Source organism: Streptomyces spororaveus, from assembly GCF_016755875.1.
Taxonomy (GTDB): Bacteria; Actinomycetota; Actinomycetes; order Streptomycetales; family Streptomycetaceae; genus Streptomyces; species Streptomyces spororaveus.
The window spans coordinates 2,112,394-2,133,836 of record NZ_BNED01000005.1; the positions used below are offsets into that span (position 1 = coordinate 2,112,394).

Genomic DNA, 21,443 nt, shown 5'->3' on the forward strand with positions numbered 1-21,443 from the left:
ATAGTTTGCGTACGTGACCAATTCCGTACGAAAAGTAGCTGCCGCAGCCGCCACGGCCGTGCTCGGCGCCGCGCTCGCGGGATGCGGGGGCGGCGCCGGCACGCCGGACGCCGGCCGCGAGGCCCGTATGGGCACGCCCGCCGCCTCGGCGTCCACCTCGGCCCGGGCCTCCGCCCCCGGATCGCCCGCCGCGTCCCCGCAGCCCGGTGCACCCGCCAAGCCCCCGACGATGGCGCCCGGCCCGAACGGCCTGACCCCCGTCTTCGAGCGGGCGAAGCAGCGGACGGACAAGACCGTCGCGCTGACCTTCGACGCCGACATGACCTCCGACCAGGGGCCGCGCGCCGCGGGCGGGGAGCACTTCGACAACCCCGCGCTGATCTCGACCCTGCGCACCCTCAAGGTGCCGTCGACGATCTTCATGACGGGCCGCTGGGCCGAGGAGTACCCGGACCAGGCCAAGTCGATCGGCACCGACCCGAACTTCGAGATCGCCAACCACTCGTACAGCCACCACGCCTTCACGTCCCCCTGCTACGGGCTGCCCGCGCTCGACGCCGCGGCCGCCCGGGCCGACGTGGACCGGGCCTTCGCCGCCTTCCGGCAGGCGGGCGCGGTCAACACCGTCCCGTACTTCCGCTTCCCCGGCGGCTGCTACGACGACCAGGCGCTGCGGGCCGTTTCCACGGCCAAGGTCACGGCCGTGCAGTGGGACGTGGTCAGCGGGGACGCCTTCGCCAAGGACCCGGACCCCGTGGCCGAACAGGTGCTCGCCGGGGTGAAGCCCGGCTCGGTCGTGGTCATGCACTGCACGCGCAGCGCCGCCCCGGTCACCGAGGAGGCCGTCCGGCGGATCGTCCCGGAGCTGCGCAAGCGCGGCTACCGCTTCGTGAAGGTCTCCGAGCTGATCGGCACGTAGGGGGTGTCCGGCGGATCAGCGCCGGTGTGCTCGGGTCGCCTCGGCGACGACGTGCGGAGAACTGCCGCCCGAGTACTGGTAGGAAACTTTCCTTCCTGTTAGTGTCCCGGGCGGCGGCCCGGCGCGGTGCCCACCCCCATGGGCATGACGCGCTCAGCGAGAGCTCTGACCCGGCCGCCGTGGCGCCGCACCCGCCCGGGTGCGGCGCCCCGCGCCACTGTCCAGCTCTCGCCGCCCCCCTCAAGGCAGGGAGTTCCAGGTATGCGCCTGAACGCCTCCGCTCACCCCCCTCTGTTACGCGGCAGCCTTCGCACCCTCCTCCTGACCGCCCTCACCGGCCTCGCCGCACTCACGCTCGTCGGCGGGCTCCTCCTGGCCTGGCCCGGCCGGGCCGGGGCCGCCGCCGACCCCCTCATATCCCGCGGGAAGCCCGCCACCGCCTCCTCCGCCGAATCCTCCTCACTGGGCGCCAGGAACGCCTTCGACGGAGACCCCGCCACCCGCTGGGCCAGCGCCGAGGGCAAGGACCCGCAGTGGATCCGGGTCGACCTCGGCGCCGGGGCCACCGTCTCGCGGGTCCGGCTCACCTGGGAGGCCGCCTACGCCAAGGCGTACCGCGTCGAGATCTCCGCCGACGGTGCCGCCTGGACCGCGCTCGCCACCGAGACCGCCGGCAACGGCGGCGCCGACGACTGGACCGGCCTGTCCGGCAAGGGCCGCTACCTGCGCGTCCAGGGCACCGCGCGCGGCACCTCGTACGGCTACTCGCTCTTCGAGGCCGAGGTGTACGGCACCCTCGGGGACGGGCCGCCGCCGGGCGGCTCCTTCACGGTCGTCGCCGCCGGGGACATCGCCGCGCAGTGCACGGCCTCCGACAGCGGCTGCGCGCACCCGAAGACGGCGGCGCTCGCGCAGCGGATCGACCCGAAGTTCTATCTGACGATGGGCGACAACCAGTACGACGACGCCCGGCTCTCCGACTACCGCGCCTACTACGACAAGAGCTGGGGCGCCTTCAAGGCCAGGACCCGCCCGGTCCCTGGCAACCACGAGACGTACGACCCGGCCGGCCCGCTCGCCGGGTACAAGTCGTACTTCGGGAGCATCGCCTACCCGCAGGGCAAGAGCTACTACAGCTTCGACGAGGGCAACTGGCACTTCGTCGCCCTCGACTCCAACTCCTTCGACCAGGCCGCCCAGCTCACCTGGCTGAAGGCCGACCTCGCCGCCAACACCCGGCCGTGCGTCGCCGCCTACTGGCACCACCCGCTGTACTCCTCCGGCGGGCACGGCAACGACCCCGTCTCCAAGCCGGTCTGGAAGATCCTCTACGCCGCCAAGGCCGACCTGGTCCTGAACGGGCACGACCACCACTACGAGCGGTTCGCCCCGCAGGACCCCGAGGGCCGGGCGACCGCCGACGGGATCGTGGAGATCGTCGGCGGGATGGGCGGCGCCGAGCCCTATCCGATCGAGGAGGTCCAGCCCAACAGCCAGAAGCGGATCAGCGGACCGTACGGCGTCGTGAAGCTGGACTTCACCGACTCCGGCTACGGGTGGACCTACGTGGCCACCGACGGCCAGGTCAAGGACACGAGCCCGAAGTACAGCTGCCACTGATGTACCTGGCCGCCAACGGCCGCCCGGACGCGCCGCCCCGGCCCCCAGGGGCCCGGCGGCGCGTCCCCGCCGCCGTCCTCGCGCTCGGCGCGGTCAGCCTCGTCACCGACGTCTCCTCCGAGATGGTCACGGCGGTGCTGCCGCTCTACCTCGTCCTGGGCCTCGGCCTGACCCCCCTCCAGTTCGGCTTCCTGGACGGGATGTTCAACGGAGCCACCGCCCTCGTCCGGCTGCTCGGCGGGCGGCTCGCCGACCGGCGCGGCCACCACAAACGGGTCGCCGGCGCCGGCTACCTGCTCTCCGCGCTCTCCCGGCTCGGACTGCTGCTCGCCGGGGGCGCCCCGGGCGCGATCGCCGCCGCCCTGGCCGCCGACCGGCTGGGCAAGGGCATCCGTACCGCCCCTCGCGACGCCCTCATCTCCCTGAGCGGGCCTCCGGAGAGCCTCGGCCGGTCCTTCGGCGTGCACCGCGCCATGGACACCACGGGCGCGCTGCTCGGGCCGCTCGCCGCGTTCGCCGTGCTGTGGGCCACCGCCGACGCCTACGACGCGGTGTTCGCCGTCAGTTTCTGCACCGGTCTGCTCGGCGTGCTCCTGCTCGTCGTGTACGTCCCGGCGACGCCCGGGCCGGCCGCCGCGCCCCGGGCCGGAGCCCGCCCGCCCCGGCGCCCGGTCCTGCGCGACCCCGCCTTCCGCCGCGTGCTGTACGCCTCCGCCCTGCTCGGCGCCACCACCATCGGCGACGCCTTCCTCTACCTGCTGCTCCTGCGCGGACTCGACCTGCCGCCCGTCCTGTTCACGCTGCTGCCGCTCGGGGCCGCGGCCGTCTACCTCCTGCTCGCCGTCCCCGCGGGCCGGATCGCCGACCGGACCGGGCGCCGCGGGGCCTTCCTGCTCGGGCACTGCGCCCTGCTCGGCGCGTACGCCCTGCTGCTCGCCCCCGTCTCCGCGCCGACCGTCGCGGGGGTGCTCACCCTGCTGGGCTTCTTCTACGCGGCCACCGACGGGGTCCTGATGGCGCTCGCCGCTCCCGCGCTGCCCGCGGCGGGCCGCGCGGGCGGGCTCGCGGTGCTGCAGACCGGCCAGGCACTGGCCCGGCTGCTGGGCGCCGCCGGATTCGGGGCGGCATGGACCCTCTGGGGGCAGCGACCCGCCCTCTGGGCCGCGGCCCTCGCGCTGGCCGGGGCGCTCGCGGCCGCCTCACGCATCCTGCCCGCCACTCCCCCGAACTCCTCGGCCGCCCCGGAGGTCCCGTGAATCCCCCGTCCCCCCGGCTGCGCCTCGCCCTCGTCGTCACGGCGGTCCTGCTGCTGGCGAGCGGCTCACTCGGCTACGTCCTGCACGCGCGGCACCGTGAACGGCCGCCCGCACAGGGGTCCGACGCCTCCTTCACCGTCGAGGAGCCGGGCCTCTACTTCCGGGACTCGGCGGGAGGGCGGATCGCCCGTCAGGACGGCCCCGGCCGGCCCCGGGTCACCGGCGGTCCCTCGTGCGACCGCTTCCACACCGCCGGGGGCCACGCCCTGTGCCTGCGCAGCCTGCCCGGGGTCCCGGCGCGTACCGAGGCCCTCGTACTCGACCGGCGCCTGCGGGAGGTCCGCAAGGTGACCGTGCCCGGCATCCCGAACCGGGCCCGTGTCTCGGCCTCGGGCCAGGTCCTGTCCTGGACCACCTTCACGACCGGCGACTCCTACAACACCGCCGCCTTCTCCACGCGGACGGCGATCCTGGACCTGCGCACCGGCTATCTGGTCAAGTCGATCGAGCAGATCCCGCTGACCTTCGGCGGGGCCCGCCACCACGACTCCGACGTCAACTACTGGGGCGTCACCTTCGCCGCCGACGACAACCGCTTCTACGCCACCGTCTCCACCCGCGGCGCCACCCACCTCGTCGAGGGCGATCTGCGCGCCTGGTCGGCGAAGGCACTGCGGGAGAACGCCGAATGCCCCTCGCTGTCCCCGGACGGCACCCGCGTCGCCTTCAAGAAGAAGGTCTCCGACGCCCCCCGGAGCCCCTGGCGGCTGTACGTCCTCGACCTGGCGACGATGCGCGAACACCCGGCGGCCGAGCCGCACGGCGTCGACGACCAGGCCGCGTGGCTGGACGACGCGACCCTCGCCTACGCCCTGCCGGGCCGGGACGGCCGTGCGAGCGACATCTGGACGGCCCCGGCGGACGGCACGGGCGAGCCCCGCCTCCTCGTCCCGGGCGGCTCGTCCCCCGCGAACGTCGGCTAGGCCGTCTCTTCCGGATACCGGCGGAGACGGCCCAGACACCCGCTAGCGCCGCCGCGCGGCGGCCAGCAGCAGGGCGCCCGCCAGGGCGGTGAGCGGCAGTGGCACCGTCCCCGAGCGTCCCGCCGTGACCAGGGCGGACACGGCGCTGCGGGCCGGGGAGCCCGTGACGACCAGCCGCAGCAGCGTGGACCTGCCGCCGCCGTTGCCGCCTTCGACGCGGACGAGGGCGCCGCGCGGGAGTTCCGGTGTGATCCCGCGCAGCACCCAGGGGCGGCGGCGTCCGTAGCGGCGGCCCACACCGCTCAGCCTCAATGCGCGGTGACCGTCTCGACGGCCTCGCTCGGGCGGACGATGACGAAGCCCTCGCCGCTCAGCTTCAGCTGGACGGCCTCGCCGGAGCCGCCGCGGATCATCGAGCCGACCGACTGGGAGCGGTGCAGGCCGGTCTCCAGCCGGGCGCTCCAGCCGACCACGGCGTCCGTGTCCACGTAGACGGGGGCCTGGGCGGTGACCGGGATGATGATCGGGTTGCCGTCGCAGACGACGGCGAGCTTGCCGGTGCCGGTGAAGAGGCTGTTGAAGAGGCCGCCGCCGGTCATGCCGGCGCCCTTCACCATCTTGATCTCGTAGGACAGGGTCGGGTCGAAGCAGAGCACGTTGCGCCCGTTGATGGTGAGGGCGTCACCCGGCTCGAAGTCGATGATGAAGCAGTTGCCCGCCCGGTGGGCGAACCAGGCCTCGCCCTGGCCGCGTACGGACATGAGCGCGAGGCCCTCGCCCGTCACGGCGCGCTTGAGCATGCCGCCTATGCCCTGTCCCTTGCGTTCGAACTGGAGGTTGCCGCGGAAGGCGACCATCGAGCCCTGGCGGGCCAGCATTTCACCGTTGACGTTGTACTTCACCGACTTGGCGTTCTGCAGGGTCATGCCGGGGGCGACGGCCGCCTGGGCCAGGTTCTCGGACGCGAAAAGATCACTCTTCATGGCGTCGATCCTCGCCCGGGCCGGCCACCCGGGGCATCATCCTGAAGGCGGAGGCTGGCATCCTTGGCGGGATGAGCAGCCAGCACACCAACAACATCTCCGACGTCCCCGCGGTCGGGGCGGACAGCGCCTTCCGGCAGGAGCACGTACTGCGCGACGAGGCCCCGCAGTTCGTGCTGCCGCTGGTGGTACGGATCGAGAAGGCCGAGCCGCCCGCCCGGACAGACGCCCTGGAGACGGCGGCCCGCGCGGTGCTGGTCCTGCTCACCGACGAGCGGGCGCACGGCGAGGGCGAGTGGGCCCGGGCGGTCCGCGACTGGCAGGACGCCCGGATCCGCAAGGTGGTCCGGCGGGCGCGCGGGGCGGAGTGGCGCAAGGCGGAGACCCTGCCGGGCGTCACCGTGCAGGGGGTCGCCGCGCAGGTACGGGTCTTCCCGCCGGTGCCCCTCGACGGCTGGCCGAAGGAACTGGCCAAGCTGCAGGTGTCGGGCACCGATCTGGACGACCCGGAGCCGGTCGCCGCGAGCGCGGAGCCCGGGCTGCCCGTGCTGTGGCTCAACCCCGGCCTCGACATGTCGGCCGGCAAGGCCATGGCCCAGGCGGGGCACGCGGCACAGCTGGCGTGGTGGGAGCTGGCGCCGGCGGAGCGGACCGCCTGGCAGGATTCCGGTTTCCGGCTGGCGGTACGGACGGCCCCGCGCGAGCGGTGGGCGGAGCTCGGCGGGAGCGGGCTGCCCGTGGTCCGGGATGCCGGATTCACCGAGATCGCGCCGGGCAGCGCGACGGTGGTCGCCGACCATCCGGCGCTGCGCGCCCGCCTCTGAGGGTCCGGCCCCGACGCGCTTCGCCGGCCGGCGGGAACCTCAAATGTTCCTCTGAACGTCCCCTCCTGCGATTGGCGCGACTCCGTCGGGGCCATGACATCGGCACACGGTACAAAGAGAGGGGGCGAGGGGACATGAAGCCCATGGCACACCTGGGGGTGGGCATCGGCTGGCGGCCGGAGATCGCGGACGCCGTCGAGCGGCTTTCCGGCCTGGACTGGGTCGAGGTGGTGGCCGAGAACGTATGCCCGGGCCACCTGCCCGAGTCCCTGCTGCGGCTGCGCGAGCGGGGCACGCTCGTGGTGCCTCACGGGGTCTCGCTCGGCCTCGGCGGCGCGGACCGCCCCGATCCGGCGAAGCTGGCGGCGCTCGGCGAGCGGGCGGTGGCGCTGGGGGCGCCGCTCGTCACCGAGCACATCGCCTTCGTACGGACCTCCTCGCCGGTGCTGGAGGCGGGGCACCTGCTGCCCGTGCCGCGTACCCGCGACGCGCTGGACGTGCTGTGCGAGAACGTGCGGATCGCGCAGGACGCCCTGCCCGTCCCGCTGGCCCTGGAGAACATCGCCGCGCTGTTCTCGTGGCCGGGCGAGGAGCTGACGGAGGGGCAGTTCCTCACGGAGCTGGTCGAGCGGACCGGTGTCCGGCTGCTCATCGACGTGGCGAACCTGCACACCAACCGGATCAACCGGGGCGAGGACCCGGCCGCCGTGCTGGACGCGATCCCGCTGGAGGCGCTGGCGTACGTGCACGTGGCGGGCGGCGTCGAGCGCGGCGGCGTCTGGCACGACACCCACGCGCACCCGGTCCCGCCGGTGGTGCTCGACCTGCTGGCCGAGCTGCGCTCCCGGGTGGAACCGGCGGGCGTCCTGCTGGAGCGGGACGACGACTTCCCGGCGGAGGCCGAGCTCGCGGGCGAGCTGGCCGCGATCCGCGCGGTGGTGACGGCAGGACCGGCCGCGCCCGGGAGGCCGGCCACCGCGGGGTCCGGCCCGGCAGTGACCGGACCGGGCACCGAACCGGGCACCGAACCGGGCACCGAACCGGGCACTGAACCGCCGGGTGCCGAGCCGCGCCCGGTCGAGGAGTCGACCCGGACCCGGGTGGCGCTCGGACAGGCCGCGCTGCTGTCGGCACTGGTGGCCGGAACCCCCGTACCCGAGGGCTTCGACCGCCGGCGCATCCGGGTGCAGGCCCGGGCGCTGGCCGCCAAGCGGGCCGACGTGGTGGCGAAGCTGGCTCCCGAGCTGCCGGTGATCCTGGGCGGCCCGGACGCGTACCGCGAGGTCTTCCTCTCCTACGCCAAGGGGCGCCCGATGACCTCCGGGTACCGCCGGGACGCGCTGGACTTCGCCGAGGACCTGCTGATCCGGGACCTGCCGGCCGATCCGGCCGCCCGCCGCCGGCTCACCGCCTGGTGGCAGGACCGGGCCGGGGCCAGGCCGCCCCGCCGGATCGTGCGCTGGGCCCGGACGCTCGTGGGGAGAGCCGCATGAACCTGCTCGCCGTGGCGATCTGGATCGCCGTCGTCCTCTCTTCCGCCCTGCTGATGCTGGGGCTCCGCCGGAGCCGGAGCCGGTCCCGGTCCGTGCCCGCCGGGCCCGCGTCCGGCCTGCACGACCTGTCCGAGGCCGCCTTCGTGGTGGGCGGCCCCGGCACCGTGGTGGACGCCGCACTCGTCTCGATGCTCGCCGACGGCCGGCTGGTGGCCGGCGGTCCGGGCATCGTCCAGGTACGCCCCGGGGCGCGGGCCGCCGACCCCGCCGAGCGGGCCGTCCTCCAGGCCCACTCGGGGGCGCCCTCGGGCTGGCTCTACCAGGTGCGCTACGCCGCCATGTGCGACCCGGCCGTCCAGGAGATCGGGGACGCCCTGGCCGAACGCGGGCTGATCGTCCCGCCCGGGTCCGGGCAGCGGCGCTGGCGGCGCTGGGGGCTGACCCAGGCGATCGTGTGCATGGTCCTGTTCCCGGTCTCGCTGGTGCTGACCTTCGTGTCGCTGGCCCTGCAGTCCGGCTCCGGGGTGCCGTTCATCGTGAAGGTGCTGTTCGCCCTGGTGGGCGGTATCACCGTCGGGCTGGTCTGCGCGGCCCGGGCCAAGGGCCGGGTCACGACGGCGGGGGCGCGGGCGCTGCGCGCGATCCGCTCCGCCCACCTGAACGACCGGACCCCGCAGGTGCAGACCGCGCTGTTCGGGCTGCGCGGTCTGCGGGACCCGTACCTGCGGCAGCAGTTGGTGCCGGCCGTGCGCGGGACCCGGCTGGCCGCGGCCCAGTCGCGCACCCGCCCGCACGGCATGCCCCACTCCGCGCACGCGCACTCGTCCTCCCACTCGTCCTCGGCCGATGTGCTGCCGATCGTCTGGTGCGCCGCGAGCGACGGCGGGAGCGGGGGCGGCTCGGGCTGCGGCGGTGGGTCCGGCTGCGGTGGCGGCTCGGGCTGCGGCGGTGGGTCCGGCGGCGGATCCAGCTGCGGCGGGAGCAGTTCCAGCTGTGGGAGCAGCAGCTCCAGCTGTGGGAGCAGCAGTTCCAGCTGTGGGAGCAGCAGTTCCAGCTGTGGCAGTTCGTCGAGCTGCGGCAGTTCGTCCAGCTCCAGCTGCGGAAGCAGCTCCTGACGGCCGGGCCTACGGCAACCGGGGGCGGAATCGGCGGCAACGGGGCCATCGGCTCCGACACCGGCCGGTGATCCTTTACAAGCGCGCGGCCCCGGACTCTCATCGGTTCATCGGATGAGAGGAAGGGGCCGCCATGCGGAGGGGACACGCGGGCCGGGCGGCCGCCACGGCGGCGCTCTCCCTCCTCCTGTGCGCCCCGGCCCACGCAGCCCGGGCCGCCTCGCCGGGCCCCCTCGGCGGAACGGCCGCCGAAGCCGCAGGCGCCGCCCTCACCGCCCGCCGCGCCGCGGCCGCGGCCGTATCCGGTGGCGGGCTCGACTTCGGCCGCTGCCCCGGCGTCGAGGAACTCCCCGCCCCGGTCCGGTGCGCCACCCTGCCCGTCCCGCTCGACTACGCCCGTCCCGACGGCCCGCGGATCTCCCTCACCGTCAGCCGGGTCCCCGCCACCGGCGCCCGCGGCGCCGCCCGCCAGGGCGCGCTCGTCCAGAACCCCGGCGGCCCCGGAGCCTCCGGCATGTACTTCCCGCTCCTCGCCGGCCTCCCCGGCTGGGAGCGGATCGCCGCCGCCTACGATTTCGTCGGCTACGCCCCGCGCGGCGTCGGCCGCTCCGCCCCGCTGTCCTGCCAGGACCCCGCCGCCGCCCGGACCACGGGCCCCACCCGGGAGCCGGCCGACCCCTCCCCGGCGTACAAGAGACGGCGCCTCGCGGCCGCCCGGGCCTACGCCCGCGGCTGCGCGCGCCGGGCCGACGCGGCCCTGCCGTACTACACGACGCTCAACAACGCCCGCGACCTGGACGTCCTGCGGGCCGCGCTCGGCGAGCGGAAGCTGAGCTTCGTGGGCGCCTCGTACGGCACCTACCTCGGGGCCGTCTACGCCACCCTCCATCCGGGCCGCGTCCGCCGGATGGTCCTCGACTCGGCGGTCGATCCCGACCCGCGCCGTATCTGGTACCGCAACAACCTCGACCAGTCGACCGGCTTCGAGCGCCGCTGGTCCGACTTCCGCGCCTGGGCCGCCCGCCACCACGCCACGTACGGGCTCGGCGCCACCCCGGCGGCCGTGCAGGCGAGCTACGAGCGCGTGCGGGACGCGGTGGCCCGAAGGCCCGCGGGCGGGGTCGTCGGCAGCGGCGAACTCCGGGCCGCCTACCTCCAGGCCGTGTACTACGACGACGTGTGGCCGGACCGCGCGGCGGCCCTCACGGCCTTCCTGCGCGGCGATCCGGCCCGGCTGACCGCCCAGGCGGCCCCGGACCCGGACCCGGACGCGGCTGCCGAGGCGGAGAACGCGACGGCGGTGTACACGGCGGTGCTGTGCAACGACGCCTCCTGGCCCGGGGACTGGGAGACCTGGGACCGCGACCACACCGAGCTGGCGCGCGGGGCCCCCTTCGAGACCTGGGCCAACGCCTTCCTGAACCTCCCGTGCGCGTCCTGGCCGGTGCGTGACCGGCAGCGGCCGGTGGCGGTCGGGGCCCAGCCGGAGCGGCTGCCCGGCATCCTGGTGGTCGCGGCGGAGCGGGACGGGGCGACCCCGTACCCGGGCGCGCTGGAACTCCAGCGTCGGCTCGGCGCCGGGGCTTCGCTGGTGACGGAGACGGGGGCCGGCTCCCACGGAGTGGTCGGCGGGCTCAACGGCTGCGTGGACCGTCACGTGGAGCGGTATCTGCTCACGGGCGCCACCCCGGGGTGGCGTGTCACGTGTGCGCCGCATCCGGAGCCCGCACCGGTGTCGCTGGACGACCGGGCAGCGAGCGCCCACAGGGCACTGCTGCCGCCAGTCGTCTGAACTTCCGGGCGGGGTCTCCGGCTGCGTCGTTTCGGGGGCAGGGGCCGTCTTTCGGACCAGCCTCCCGATCCACCGGAGGAACTCACCTGACGGTGTGGTCGTCCTCCGGTCCTTCCCCCCAGGGGAGGTATCAGGCGAGCCCGGCCACCAGATCGGCGACGGACTTGCGGCGCCCGGTGTAGAAGGGCACCTCTTCACGGACGTGCATACGGGCCTCGGAGGCGCGCAGGTGACGCATGAGGTCGACGATGCGGTACAGCTCGTCCGCCTCGAAGGCCAGCAGCCACTCGTAGTCGCCCAGCGAGAAGGAGGCGACGGTGTTGGCGCGCACGTCCGGGTAGCCGCGGGCCATCTTGCCGTGGTCGGCGAGCATGCGGCGGCGGTCCTCGTCGGGCAGCAGGTACCAGTCGTAGCTGCGCACGAAGGGGTACACGCTGACGTACTCGCGGGCGACCTCGTCGGCCAGGAAGGCCGGGATGTGCGACTTGTTGAACTCGGCCGGGCGGTGCAGGGCCATGTTCGACCACACCGGCTCCAGGGCGCGGCCCAGCCTGGTGCGGCGGAACAGGTTGTAGGCGGTCTGCAGCTCGTCCGCCGTCTCGGCGTGCCACCAGATCATGACGTCGGCGTCGGCGCGCAGGCCGGAGACGTCGTAGGTGCCGCGGACGGTGATGTCCTTGGCGCCCAGCTGGTCGAAGAGCTCCTGGACCTCGTCGGCGTAGCCGGTGCGGTCCTCGGGAAGAACGTCCTTCAGCTTGAAGACGGACCACAGGGTGTAGCGGATGACCTCGTTGAGGTCCTTCGCCTTCTTCCCCGCGTTGGGAATCTTCTCTGGTGCAGTCATGTGCCTATTGTCCCGTGCGCTGATCAGTGGTCTGTGCCAGGGGTGCCGTACGCGCACCGAGCGCGGCGATCACCGCGTCCGCGGCCTTGCCGGCACTCGCGATACAGGCCGGGATGCCCACTCCGTCGTAGACCGCGCCGCAGACCGCGAGGCCCGGCAGGGCTGCCACGGCCGTGCGGATCCGGGCGACCCGGTCGAGGTGGCCGACCGGGTACTGGGGCAGTCCGCCGTCCCAGCGGGTGACCGTGGAGGCGACCGGCCGGGCCGTGAGGCCCACGGCCGCGCCGAGGTCGGCGAGGGAGACGTCGACGAGCTCGTGGTCCTCGCGCCGCAGATCGGCCTCGTCGGCGTAGCGGCCGACCGAGGTGCGCAGCAGGAAGAGGTCGGGATCGGTGCCGGCCCAGGCCCACTTGTTGCTGGAGAAGGTGGAGGCCTTGATGGTCCGGCCGTCGACGGGCGGTACGAGGAACCCGCTGGAGCCGCCGCCGGACACGGCCTCCGGGAGCTCGGAGCGGCGGAAGGCCATCGTGACGAGCGCCATCGAGGCGTACTCGACCCCGCGCAGCTCGGCGGCCGCGGCCGGGGCGAGCCCGTCCAGCAGCCGGGCGGCGGCCCCGGCCGGGGTGGCCAGGACCACGGCGTCGGCCTCGACGACCTCGGCGCCGGCCACCACCCGCCAGCCTTCGGGCGTACGGACGACCTCGCGGACGGGGGCGTCGGTGACGAGCCGGGCCCCCGCGGCACGGCAGGCCTCGGCCACGGCGACCGGGAGCCGTCCGATGCCGCCGTCGATGCCTGCGAAGACCGGGCCGGCGGGCTGGGGCGCGGCCTCCGCCCGGCGCTGCAGTTCGCGTACTCCGTCGCCCAGGAGGGTGTGCGTGCGGGCGGCCTCGAAGAGCTGGGGCACGGCGGCCCGCATGGAGATGCGGTAGGCGTTGCCCGCGTAGACGCCGCCGAGCAGGGGTTCCACCAGCCGGTCGACGACCTCGTGGCCGAGGCGGGCCGCGACGTACGCGCCGACGGCCACGTCGTCGCCGATCTCGGTGGGCGCCAGCGTCCGCTCCGCCTCGATACGGGCCAGCCCCTCGGCCGAGAGCACCCCCGAGGCGGCGAGCGGTCCCAGGTCGCCGGGGACGCCCATGACGTGGCCGCGCGGCATCGGGCGCAGCGCGCCGCGGGTCCACAGCCGGGCGGTGGCGGTGGCGGGCGCCTGCACGGCGTCGCCGAGGCCCACGGCCTCGGCCAGGGCCACGGCTTCGGGGCGGCGGGCGAGCATGGATTCGGCGCCGAGGTCGACGCGGGCCCCGGCGAGCTCACCGGCGTACAGCTTGCCGCCGAGCCGGGGTCCGGCCTCCAGCAGGGTGACGCGGACGCCTTCGGCGAGCAGCCGGTGGGCTGCCGCGAGGCCCGCGATTCCGCCGCCGATGACGACGGCGTGGCGCTGGGGGGCCGTGGCCCGGGGGGAGCCGCCCGGCCGATCCGTACGCATGTCCGCTTCGTGCATGGACACATCGTCTCAGACCGATCACCGAGGCCGGACCGTGACCGCATCGGGATCACCCCGGGACCGTGGATTCGAAACCCGCGACGGGACTCTGGACGTCGAACCGGCAACACCAGCCGATCCTCGGGGGTTTACAGCGATGCGCAGTTTCGACAGACACCGTTCCGCGGCGGCCCTGGCCGCCCTCGCGCTGGCCGGGGCGCTCGCGCTCACCGGCTGCGGCGCGAGCGGCCAGGGCACCGCGAGCGACAAGGCGGCGGTGGCGCCCGCCGCCGACGGCAAGGCTCCGGAGGGCGCCGCGGCCCCGGCGCCGGCCGCGTCCGCGGGCGCCGCGGGCTCCGGCGCCGGCAAGAACGCCGCGCCGCCGGCCGTGGTCCGCCCGAACGTCATCCGGACGGCGACGCTCGGCATCGAGACGGCGGACGTCCAGAAGACGCTCGCCGCGGCCCGCACGGCGGCCGACGAATCGGGCGGCTACGTCGGCAACGAGTCCACCAAGCGCGGCGAGGACGGCCGGATGACCTCGACGCTGACCCTGCGGGTGCCGGGCGAGCGCTACGACGCCGTGCTCGGCGCCATGGAGGGCAGCGGAAAGCTCCTGCACCGCAAGGTCGACGCGCAGGACGTCACGGAGAAGGTCGCCGACATCGGCAGCCGTGTCGCCTCGCAGCAGGCCAGCGTGGCGCGGGTGCGGGAGATGATGGGCAAGGCCTCGGCGCTGAGCGAGGTGGTGATGCTGGAGAGCGAGCTGTCGCGCCGCCAGTCCGACCTGGAGTCGCTGCTGGCGCAGCAGACGGCGCTGAAGGACCAGACCTCGCTGGGCACGATCACGCTGGAGGTCTCGGAGCCGGCGGCCGCCCCGGCGCCGGAGAAGAAGGAGAAGAAGAAGGAGCCCACCTTCCTGGGAGCCCTGGGCGGGGGCTGGGACGTCTTCACCCAGGTCGTGCGCTACCTGACGGTGGCGGTGGGCGCGGTGCTGCCGTTCGCGCTGACGGCGGTGGTGGGGCTGCTGCTGTTCCGGCTGTACCGGCGGTGGCGTCCGGCGACGCCGAAGCCGGCCCCGGTGCCGTGGCGGGCGACGGTGCCGGCGGCCCGGACGGCTCCGGACACCGAGGCCGGCGTACAGGACTGAACGCACGTTCGGCCGTAGCGTGTTCACCATCCGACGGTGGTGAAGGGGCGGTACGGACGATGGCTGTGGAACGACTGGTGGTGGTGGGCGGTGACGCGGCGGGGATGTCCGCCGCGTCACAGGCCCGAAGGCTGAGGAGCCCGGCGGAGCTGGAGATCGTCGCCTTCGAGCGCGGGCACTTCACCTCCTACTCGGCGTGCGGGATCCCGTACTGGGTCGGCGGTCGGGTCGCCGAGCGCGACGACCTGATCGCCCGTACCCCCGAGGAGCACCGCGCCCGGGACATCGATCTGCGTACGCGCACGGAGGTCGTGGAGCTCGACCTCCCCGGGTCCCGGGTCCGCGCCCGCGATCTGGACACGGGATCCGAATCCTGGACGGAGTACGACAAGCTGGTCCTGGCGACGGGCGCCCGCCCCGTCCGCCCCCGGCTCCCCGGCATCGGCGCGCACGGGGTCCACGGCATCCAGACCCTGGACGACGGCCAGCGCCTGATGGACACCTTGCACCGTGCGGAGGGCCGCCGGGCCGTCGTGGTCGGCGCGGGCTACATCGGCGTGGAGATGGCGGAGGCCCTGGTGGGGCGGGGCTTCGAGGTCACCGTCCTGCACCGGGGCGAGCAGCCGATGGCCACGCTGGACCCGGACATGGGCGGCCTGGTGCACAGCGCGATGAACCGGATGGGGATCCGTACGGTCTCCCGCGCCGAGGTGACGAAGGTCCTCACCGACGAGGAGGGCCGGGCCCGGGCGGTGGCCACGTCGGCGGGCGAGGAGTACGAGGCGGACGTGGTCGTGCTCGGCATCGGCGTGGAGCCCCGCACCGCGCTCGCCCGCGCGGCCGGTCTCCCGCTCGGCCCTTCGGGCGGCATCCTCACGGACCTCTCGATGCGGGTCCGGGGCCACGGGAACATCTGGTCGGGCGGCGACTGCGTGGAGGTCCTGGACCTGGTCGCGGGCCGCACCCGGCACATCCCGCTGGGCACCCACGCCAACAAGCACGGCCAGGTCATCGGCTCGGGCGTGGGCGGCGGCTACGCGACCTTCCCCGGGGTGGTCGGTACGGCGGTCAGCAAGGTCTGCGACCTGGAGATCGCCCGTACGGGGTTGCGCGAGCGGGACGCCCTGGAGGCGGGCCTGCGCTTCGTGACGGCCACCATCACCTCCACCAACACGGCCGGCTACTACCCGGGAGCGGCGGAGATGACGGTGAAGATGCTGGCGGAACGCCGTACGGGCCGCCTCCTCGGGGTCCAGATCGTCGGCGGCGCGGGCGCCGCGAAGCGGGTGGACATCGCGGCGGTCGCCCTCACGGCGGGCATGACGGTGGACCGGATGGTGTCCCTGGACCTGGGCTACGCCCCGCCTTTCTCCCCGGTCTGGGACCCCATCCTGGTGGCGGCCCGCAAGGCGGTCGCGGCGGTCCACTCGGCGGGCGTCTGACCGCCCCGCGCGCGGGGCGGTTCCGGGCGGACCGGCTCCGGGAGGCGGCCCGTCCGGCTCAGCGGGCCGTCTTGGTGTGGACGTAGTCCACCAGGCGGGTCAGCGCCTCGGGGTCGGTCGTCGGCAGGACGCCGTGGCCGAGGTTGAAGATGTGGCCCTCCAGGCCGGCGGCGGCCGCGAGGACCTCGTCCGTCTTGGCCTCGACCGCCTCCGGGGTGGAGAAGAGCACGGCGGGGTCCAGGTTGCCCTGGAGCGCCTTCCCGGGGCCGACCCGGCGCACGGCCTCGTCCAGCGGGACCCGGTAGTCGACGCCCATGACGTCCGCGCCGGCCTCTCCCATGAGGCCGAGGAGCTCGCCCGTGCCCACGCCGAAGTGGATCCGCGGGACGCCGTAGGAGGCGACCGACTCCAGGACCTTCGCGGAGGCGGGCATCACCGAGCGGCGGTAGTCCGCCGGGGCGAGGGCGCCGACCCAGGAGTCGAAGAGCTGGACGGCGGAGGCGCCGGCCTCGATCTGGACCTTCAGGAAGGCGGAGGTGATCTCCGCGAGGCGGTCCAGGAGGTCGGCCCACAGCTGCGGGTCCCCGTACATCAGGGCCTTGGTGTGCTCGTGGTTCTTGGAGGGGCCGCCCTCGACCAGGTAGCTCGCGAGGGTGAACGGCGCGCCCGCGAAGCCGATCAACGGCGTGGAGCCCAGTTCACCCGTGAGCATGCCGATCGCCTCGGTGACGTACGAGACATCCTCCGGGGTGAGGTCGCGCAGCTGTGCGAGGTCCTCACGGCGGCGGATCGGCTGGGCGACGACCGGGCCGATGCCGGGCTTGATGTCCAGGTCGACGCCGATGGCCTTCAGCGGGACCACGATGTCGGAGAAGAAGATCGCCGCGTCCACCTTGTGGCGGCGCACGGGCTGCAGCGTGATCTCCGTGACCAGGTCGGGCCGCATGCAGGACTCCAGCATCTGCGTGCCCTCGCGCACCTTGCGGTACTCGGGAAGCGAGCGCCCCGCCTGCCGCATGAACCACACCGGGGTGTGCGGCACCGGCTCCCGCCGGCACGCCTTCAGGAAGGCGGAATCGTACGTCTGACTCGGCTGGCCCGTGGGGCGGGTGTTGGCGCTCACGACCCAAATCTTCGCACGTACGAAGAAGTGTCCGACCCAGCGAGGGTGTCCCTGCGCCGCACGGGCGCTCGTTCCGCCTAGTCTTCCCCGCATGGCTGCGGCTCAGGGACGATTTTCAGATGGCGCCGAGGGTACGGACAGCGCGAAGGAGAGCTCCGTCCCGCTCCCGTTCCGACGGGCGGTCGACGGCTTGAAGAAGGCCCGGCTGCGTCCGGGGATCGAGATCGACCCCACGAAACCACCCCAGAGACTGGCGCCGCACGCCTACGCGCTGGAGGCCGCGGTCGTGGACGGCGAGGAGGACCTGGCCGACGGCCGGCTCATCCTGCTCCACGATCCGTCCGGGCACGACGCCTGGCAGGGGACCTTCCGGCTGGTGACGCTGGTGCGCGCGGAGCTGGAGCCGGAGATGGCCGCGGACCCGCTGCTGCCCGAGGTGTGCTGGTCCTGGCTGACGGGGGCGCTGGAGGCGCGCGGGCTCGCGTACGGGGAGGCGAGCGGCACCGTGACCATGGCGGGCTCGCACTACTTCGGCGGGCTCGCGGAGCGGCGGCCGGCCACGCAGATCGAGATCAGGGCCTCGTGGACGCCGCGCGAGGGCGTGGGCGGGGTGCCGGACACCTCGGCGCACCTGTCGGCGTGGTGCGAACTGCTGTGCCAGATCGCGGGACTGCCCCCGGTGGGTCCGACGGACACGGCGACGGGAGTGGTCTCCCTGCCACAGCGTCGCGGTCCGCACCACCCGTAGCCACAGGGCCGAACGGCCGCCGCGATCGGCACGCGACGCGGCGCGATGCCGCGCGACGCAGAACGACTGATCGAAGAACTGGGCGGACGGTCGAAAGGCGGCGCCCGTTGCGGGCTTCTGATCAACCGATGATCGATCGTGCGTCCGAATTGCCCGAATTGTTACTCACCAAATCGTGATCATTCCCTAAAGCCGGGCGGGTGACGTGCCGAAGGAGTGGGAGACCATCCGCACGGTTCGCACCGGCTTCCCTCCCCGAGCCGGCCGTCCCGCCACTCCCCCAGGAGGCCTAGGTGTCCGTTCTTCTCGAGCAGCCCGCAAGCCTGGTCGCCTACCGCCCGAACAAGCCGACGGCCATGGTCGTCGTGGCCGACCCGCGCGTCCGCTCCACCGTGACCCGCCATCTGTGGGCCCTCGGAGTACGTGACGTGATCGAGGCGTCGTCCATCGCGGAGGCCCGCCCCCGCGTCGGCAGCCCGCGCGACATCTGCGTGGCCGACGTACACCTGCCCGACGGCTCCGGTCTCACCCTGCTCTCCGAGACCCGGGCCGCCGGCTGGCCCAACGGCCTGGCCCTGTCCGCCGCCGACGACATCGGTGCCGTGCGCAACGCCCTCGCGGGCGGCGTCAAGGGCTACGTCGTCACCGGTACGCGGACCAACATCGGGCTCCCCACCCGGCCCGGCGCCGCCCCCATCGGCGCCGCCGCCGCCCGTATGCACCGCCGCCCCCCGGGCGCCCCGAGCCACCCGGGCGGCTACCGCGAGCTCTCCGGCCGCGAGGTCGAGGTCCTGCGCCTCGTCGCGGAGGGCCAGTCCAACAAGGCCATCGGCGTCTCGATGGGCCTGTCCGCCCTGACCGTCAAGTCCCACCTCGCCCGGATCGCCCGCAAGCTGGGCACCGGTGACCGTGCCGGCATGGTCGCCGTGGCGCTGCGTACCGGGATCATCCACTGACCGCGGGCCGGCGCCCCCGGATATCCGCCCCGGGAGCCGCTGCCGGGAAACCTCCCGGGAGACCCCCGGAATACCCCGGGAAAACGCCCCGCATACCGCCCGCGCCCGTCGACGGAACGTTCCGGCGACGGGCGCGTCGTATACACGGATACCCTTGAGCGGTGACCGACGCCCAAGATCCCGCAGCAGACCTGCGCACCACCACCGGGGGCGGCCCCTCGGACGACGTCGTTGTTCCGCCCGGTGGGCTGCCGACTCCCTTGCTGGAGCCCCGTGAGGGGATTCCTCCGGTGGTCGCCGACGCGGACGCCCTCGCCGAAGTGGTCGCGGCCTTCGCCGCGGGCACCGGCCCCGTCGCCGTCGACGCCGAACGGGCCTCCGGATACCGCTACGGCCAGCGCGCCTACCTGGTGCAGCTGCGCCGTGAGGGTGCGGGGTCCGCCCTGATCGACCCGGTGGGCTGCCCCGACCTGTCCGCACTGGGCGAAGCCCTGTCCGGCACCGAATGGATCCTGCACGCCGCCACCCAGGACCTGCCCTGCCTGCGCGAAATAGGCATGGTGCCCACCTCCTTGTTCGACACCGAGCTGGCCGGCCGCCTCGCCGGCTTCCCCCGGGTCGGGCTCGGCGCGATGGTCGAGAGCGTGCTCGGCTACGCGCTGGAGAAGGGCCACTCCGCCGTCGACTGGTCGACCCGCCCGCTCCCCGAGCCGTGGCTGCGCTACGCCGCCCTGGACGTGGAGCTGCTGGTCGACCTGCGGGACGCGCTGGAGAAGGAACTGGACCGGCAGGGCAAGCTCGAATGGGCCCACCAGGAGTTCGACGCCATCGCCTCGGCACCGCCCGCCCCGCCGCGCAAGGACCCGTGGCGCCGTACGTCCGGCATGCACAAGGTGCGCCGGCGCCGGCAGATGGCGGTCGTACGGGAGCTGTGGGAGTCCCGGGACCGGATCGCGCAGCGGCGTGACGTGTCGCCGGGCAAGGTGCTGGGCGACGCCGCGATCGTCGAGGCCGCTCTCGCCCTGCCGGCCAACGTGCACACCCTGTCCGCCCTGCCCGGCTACGGGCAGCGGATGGGCCGGCGCCAGCTGGACCAGTGGATGGCCGCCGTGGACCGGGCGAAGGCCCTGCCCGAGAACGAGCTGCCGCAGCCCGGGGCGACCCCGGCCGGTCCCCCGCCGCCGCGCTCCTGGGTGGACAAGGACCCGGCGGCTGCGGCCCGGCTCTCGGCGGCCCGTGCCGCCGTCTCGGCCCTGGCGGAGGCGCTGAACCTGCCCCAGGAGAACCTGATCACCCCGGACACGGTCCGCCGGCTGTGCTGGGAGCCGCCGCAGCGGCCGCAGGCGGACGCGGTGGCGGAGGCCCTGGCGGGCTACGGCGCCCGGCCGTGGCAGGTCGAACTGGTGACTCCGGTGCTGGTCACCGCCCTGTCGGCCACCGTGTAGGAGATCACCGGCGATCACCGACGTGCCCTGGTCCGCGACGCGCGGACCAGGGCACGTCCGGATCAGAGCGCTTGCTCGGTGTAGTCGCCGTCCGTGTCCATGTAGAAGGTGCCCTTCGTGTGGCCGTCGATCTCGGTGTGCTTGAGCCACTTCCGGGACAGGTGGTGGACGTGCTTGACCACCCGCTCCCAGGGGATCTGGTGGCCCGCGCAGGCGACCTCGAAGTGCATCTTCCTCGGCCCCGGGATGGCCTTGTAGAGCTCGGTGACCGAGAGGAAGGGGTTGGTGCCCGGAGCGCTGTTCACCGTCTTGTCGTGCTCGCCGACGACGATGAGCACCGGCACCTTGTGGCCGAGGACGTTGTCCACCTTGGCACCGGCTTTGGTCCAGCCCCACCAGAAGGGGTTGCGGAAGCGCAGCACGCCCGAGGGGACGCCGGACACCGGCGGCCCCCAGTTGCGGCCCACCACGTCGTTCTCCATGATCGCCGCCCACACGGTGTCGACCATGCCCTCCTCGCGCTGCTCGTCGCCGCAGCCGAGTTCCTTGTCCCAGGCCTCACCGAAACCCTGCCGGCCGGTGATGTTCATCGGGAAGTTCCACAGGGAGGGCGGCGGCGGCAGCGCGTCCGGCCGCGCCCACTTGGTGCCGGGCTTGCTCTCGGGTCCGTCCGGCCGGAAGACCGGGGCGAGGAGGAACAGGCTGGAGACGTTCTCCGGGTGCTGGATGGCGTACGGGCCCAAGGCCACCGAGGCGGCGGACCAGCCGAAGAGGGCGACCTTCTCCACGCCGCGCTCGGCCTTGATGTACTCCACGACGGTGTGGACTTCGGCCCAGTCTCCGGCGGAGTCGCCGAGGTGCTTGGCGTACGGGGGCGTACAGGGGCCCGGCAGCGGGTGACCGTCGAGCAGGAGCTTCGACTGCTGGGTGGCGTTGGTGTTGCAGGGCTCGTTCATGACCGCCGGCCGCGGCGAGCGGCCGTGGCCCTGGAGGTCCATGGCGAAGACGTCGAAGCCCGCCTTGGCGAGGAACAGCATCCAGTTGTACTCGCCGGTGCCCAGGTCCGCGCCGGGCAGTACGGGGACGCTGCGGCCGTGCAGCATCAGGACGGCCGTGCGCTTGGTGGGATTCTTCGTCCCGTCACGCTCCCGGACGAAGAGTTTGATCACCTCGCCCTCGTTGACGGGGAGTGTGGAGGGGTGCTTGACCTCGTGGTCGATCGTCTTGATCGGCATGGCCGGGGTCTCCGTTCGGGTCGGCCGGG

The 21,443-nt window shown here is 74.0% G+C and carries 19 protein-coding genes; 13 read left to right on the top strand and 6 right to left on the bottom strand.

Annotation, left to right across the window (positions count from 1 at the left end):
* Positions 1–13 precede the first annotated feature (13 nt).
* The 4 genes from Sspor_RS12175 to Sspor_RS12190 all read left to right on the top strand — a co-directional run bounded on the left by Sspor_RS12175 (position 14) and on the right by Sspor_RS12190 (position 4,778).
* Positions 14–919: a polysaccharide deacetylase family protein gene (locus Sspor_RS12175; protein ID WP_237403825.1), complete on the top strand. Its 906-nt coding sequence runs from the start codon at positions 14–16 to the stop codon at positions 917–919.
* A gap of 261 nt (positions 920–1,180) precedes the next feature.
* The gene (locus Sspor_RS41090; protein ID WP_202199145.1) at positions 1,181–2,539 is read left to right on the top strand and encodes a discoidin domain-containing protein; all 1,359 of its coding nucleotides are present in this window, start codon (positions 1,181–1,183) and stop codon (positions 2,537–2,539) included.
* On the top strand, positions 2,539–3,795 hold the full coding sequence (locus tag Sspor_RS12185; RefSeq protein ID WP_202199146.1) for an MFS transporter: 1,257 nt from the start codon (positions 2,539–2,541) through the stop codon (positions 3,793–3,795). The genes Sspor_RS41090 and Sspor_RS12185 overlap by 1 nt, the downstream gene beginning before the upstream one ends.
* Positions 3,792–4,778 carry a TolB family protein gene (locus Sspor_RS12190; protein ID WP_202199147.1) on the top strand — a complete coding sequence of 329 codons (987 nt, stop codon included), beginning with the start codon at positions 3,792–3,794 and terminating at the stop codon, positions 4,776–4,778. Before Sspor_RS12185 ends, Sspor_RS12190 begins: the two co-directional genes overlap by 4 nt.
* Before the next feature lie 42 nt (positions 4,779–4,820).
* Here the strand turns inward: Sspor_RS12190 and Sspor_RS41555 are convergent, their stop codons facing one another.
* Together Sspor_RS41555 and Sspor_RS12200 are read right to left on the bottom strand one after the other, a co-directional pair.
* Complete coding sequence (locus Sspor_RS41555; RefSeq protein ID WP_372499762.1) at positions 4,821–5,075, bottom strand: hypothetical protein; 255 nt, start codon at positions 5,073–5,075, stop codon at positions 4,821–4,823.
* A gap of 11 nt (positions 5,076–5,086) precedes the next feature.
* Positions 5,087–5,761, bottom strand: a complete 675-nt coding sequence (locus Sspor_RS12200) for an AIM24 family protein (protein WP_202199148.1) — start codon at positions 5,759–5,761, stop codon at positions 5,087–5,089.
* 71 nt (positions 5,762–5,832) lie between these two features.
* On the opposite strand from Sspor_RS12200, the gene Sspor_RS12205 reads away from it, so the two are divergent.
* The 4 genes from Sspor_RS12205 to Sspor_RS12220 all read left to right on the top strand — a co-directional run bounded on the left by Sspor_RS12205 (position 5,833) and on the right by Sspor_RS12220 (position 10,985).
* Entirely contained in the window at positions 5,833–6,585 is a 753-nt protein-coding gene (locus Sspor_RS12205; protein ID WP_202199149.1) for an aminoacyl-tRNA hydrolase, read from the top strand.
* A 134-nt stretch (positions 6,586–6,719) separates the two neighbouring features.
* Entirely contained in the window at positions 6,720–8,078 is a 1,359-nt protein-coding gene (locus tag Sspor_RS12210) for an MbnB/TglH/ChrH family RiPP precursor modification enzyme (protein ID WP_202199150.1), read from the top strand.
* Positions 8,075–9,193, top strand: a complete 1,119-nt coding sequence (locus Sspor_RS12215) for a TIGR04222 domain-containing membrane protein (RefSeq protein WP_202199151.1) — start codon at positions 8,075–8,077, stop codon at positions 9,191–9,193. Before Sspor_RS12210 ends, Sspor_RS12215 begins: the two co-directional genes overlap by 4 nt.
* A 133-nt stretch (positions 9,194–9,326) precedes the next feature.
* The gene (locus Sspor_RS12220; RefSeq protein WP_202199152.1) at positions 9,327–10,985 is read left to right on the top strand and encodes an alpha/beta hydrolase; all 1,659 of its coding nucleotides are present in this window, start codon (positions 9,327–9,329) and stop codon (positions 10,983–10,985) included.
* 130 nt (positions 10,986–11,115) lie between these two features.
* Here the strand turns inward: Sspor_RS12220 and hemQ are convergent, their stop codons facing one another.
* Positions 11,116–11,829 (bottom strand): hydrogen peroxide-dependent heme synthase, encoded by a 714-nt coding sequence (gene hemQ / locus Sspor_RS12225; RefSeq protein WP_202199153.1) that lies wholly within the window; start codon positions 11,827–11,829, stop codon positions 11,116–11,118.
* Between the two features lie 4 nt (positions 11,830–11,833).
* Complete coding sequence (gene hemG, locus Sspor_RS12230) at positions 11,834–13,333, bottom strand: protoporphyrinogen oxidase (protein ID WP_202199154.1); 1,500 nt, start codon at positions 13,331–13,333, stop codon at positions 11,834–11,836.
* A 139-nt stretch (positions 13,334–13,472) separates the two neighbouring features.
* Here hemG and Sspor_RS12235 point away from each other — a divergent pair, with 139 nt between their 5' ends.
* Positions 13,473–14,465, top strand: a complete 993-nt coding sequence (locus Sspor_RS12235; protein WP_202199155.1) for a DUF4349 domain-containing protein — start codon at positions 13,473–13,475, stop codon at positions 14,463–14,465.
* A gap of 59 nt (positions 14,466–14,524) precedes the next feature.
* Entirely contained in the window at positions 14,525–15,907 is a 1,383-nt protein-coding gene (locus tag Sspor_RS12240; RefSeq protein ID WP_202199156.1) for an FAD-dependent oxidoreductase, read from the top strand.
* 58 nt (positions 15,908–15,965) lie between these two features.
* Here the strand turns inward: Sspor_RS12240 and hemE are convergent, their stop codons facing one another.
* The gene (gene hemE, locus Sspor_RS12245; RefSeq protein WP_202199157.1) at positions 15,966–17,030 is read right to left on the bottom strand and encodes a uroporphyrinogen decarboxylase; all 1,065 of its coding nucleotides are present in this window, start codon (positions 17,028–17,030) and stop codon (positions 15,966–15,968) included.
* A gap of 91 nt (positions 17,031–17,121) precedes the next feature.
* Here hemE and Sspor_RS12250 point away from each other — a divergent pair, with 91 nt between their 5' ends.
* The 3 genes from Sspor_RS12250 (at position 17,122) to Sspor_RS12260 (ending at position 20,179) form a co-directional block, all read left to right on the top strand.
* Positions 17,122–17,778: a DUF3000 domain-containing protein gene (locus Sspor_RS12250; protein WP_202199158.1), complete on the top strand. Its 657-nt coding sequence runs from the start codon at positions 17,122–17,124 to the stop codon at positions 17,776–17,778.
* A gap of 293 nt (positions 17,779–18,071) precedes the next feature.
* Complete coding sequence (locus Sspor_RS12255) at positions 18,072–18,734, top strand: helix-turn-helix transcriptional regulator (protein ID WP_007267191.1); 663 nt, start codon at positions 18,072–18,074, stop codon at positions 18,732–18,734.
* 161 nt (positions 18,735–18,895) lie between these two features.
* Complete coding sequence (locus Sspor_RS12260; protein ID WP_202199159.1) at positions 18,896–20,179, top strand: HRDC domain-containing protein; 1,284 nt, start codon at positions 18,896–18,898, stop codon at positions 20,177–20,179.
* A gap of 62 nt (positions 20,180–20,241) precedes the next feature.
* On the opposite strand, the gene Sspor_RS12265 is transcribed toward Sspor_RS12260, so the two are convergent.
* A complete protein-coding gene (locus tag Sspor_RS12265; protein ID WP_202199160.1) occupies positions 20,242–21,414 on the bottom strand; it encodes an alpha/beta fold hydrolase in 1,173 nt (390 codons plus the stop codon).
* Positions 21,415–21,443 lie beyond the last annotated feature (29 nt).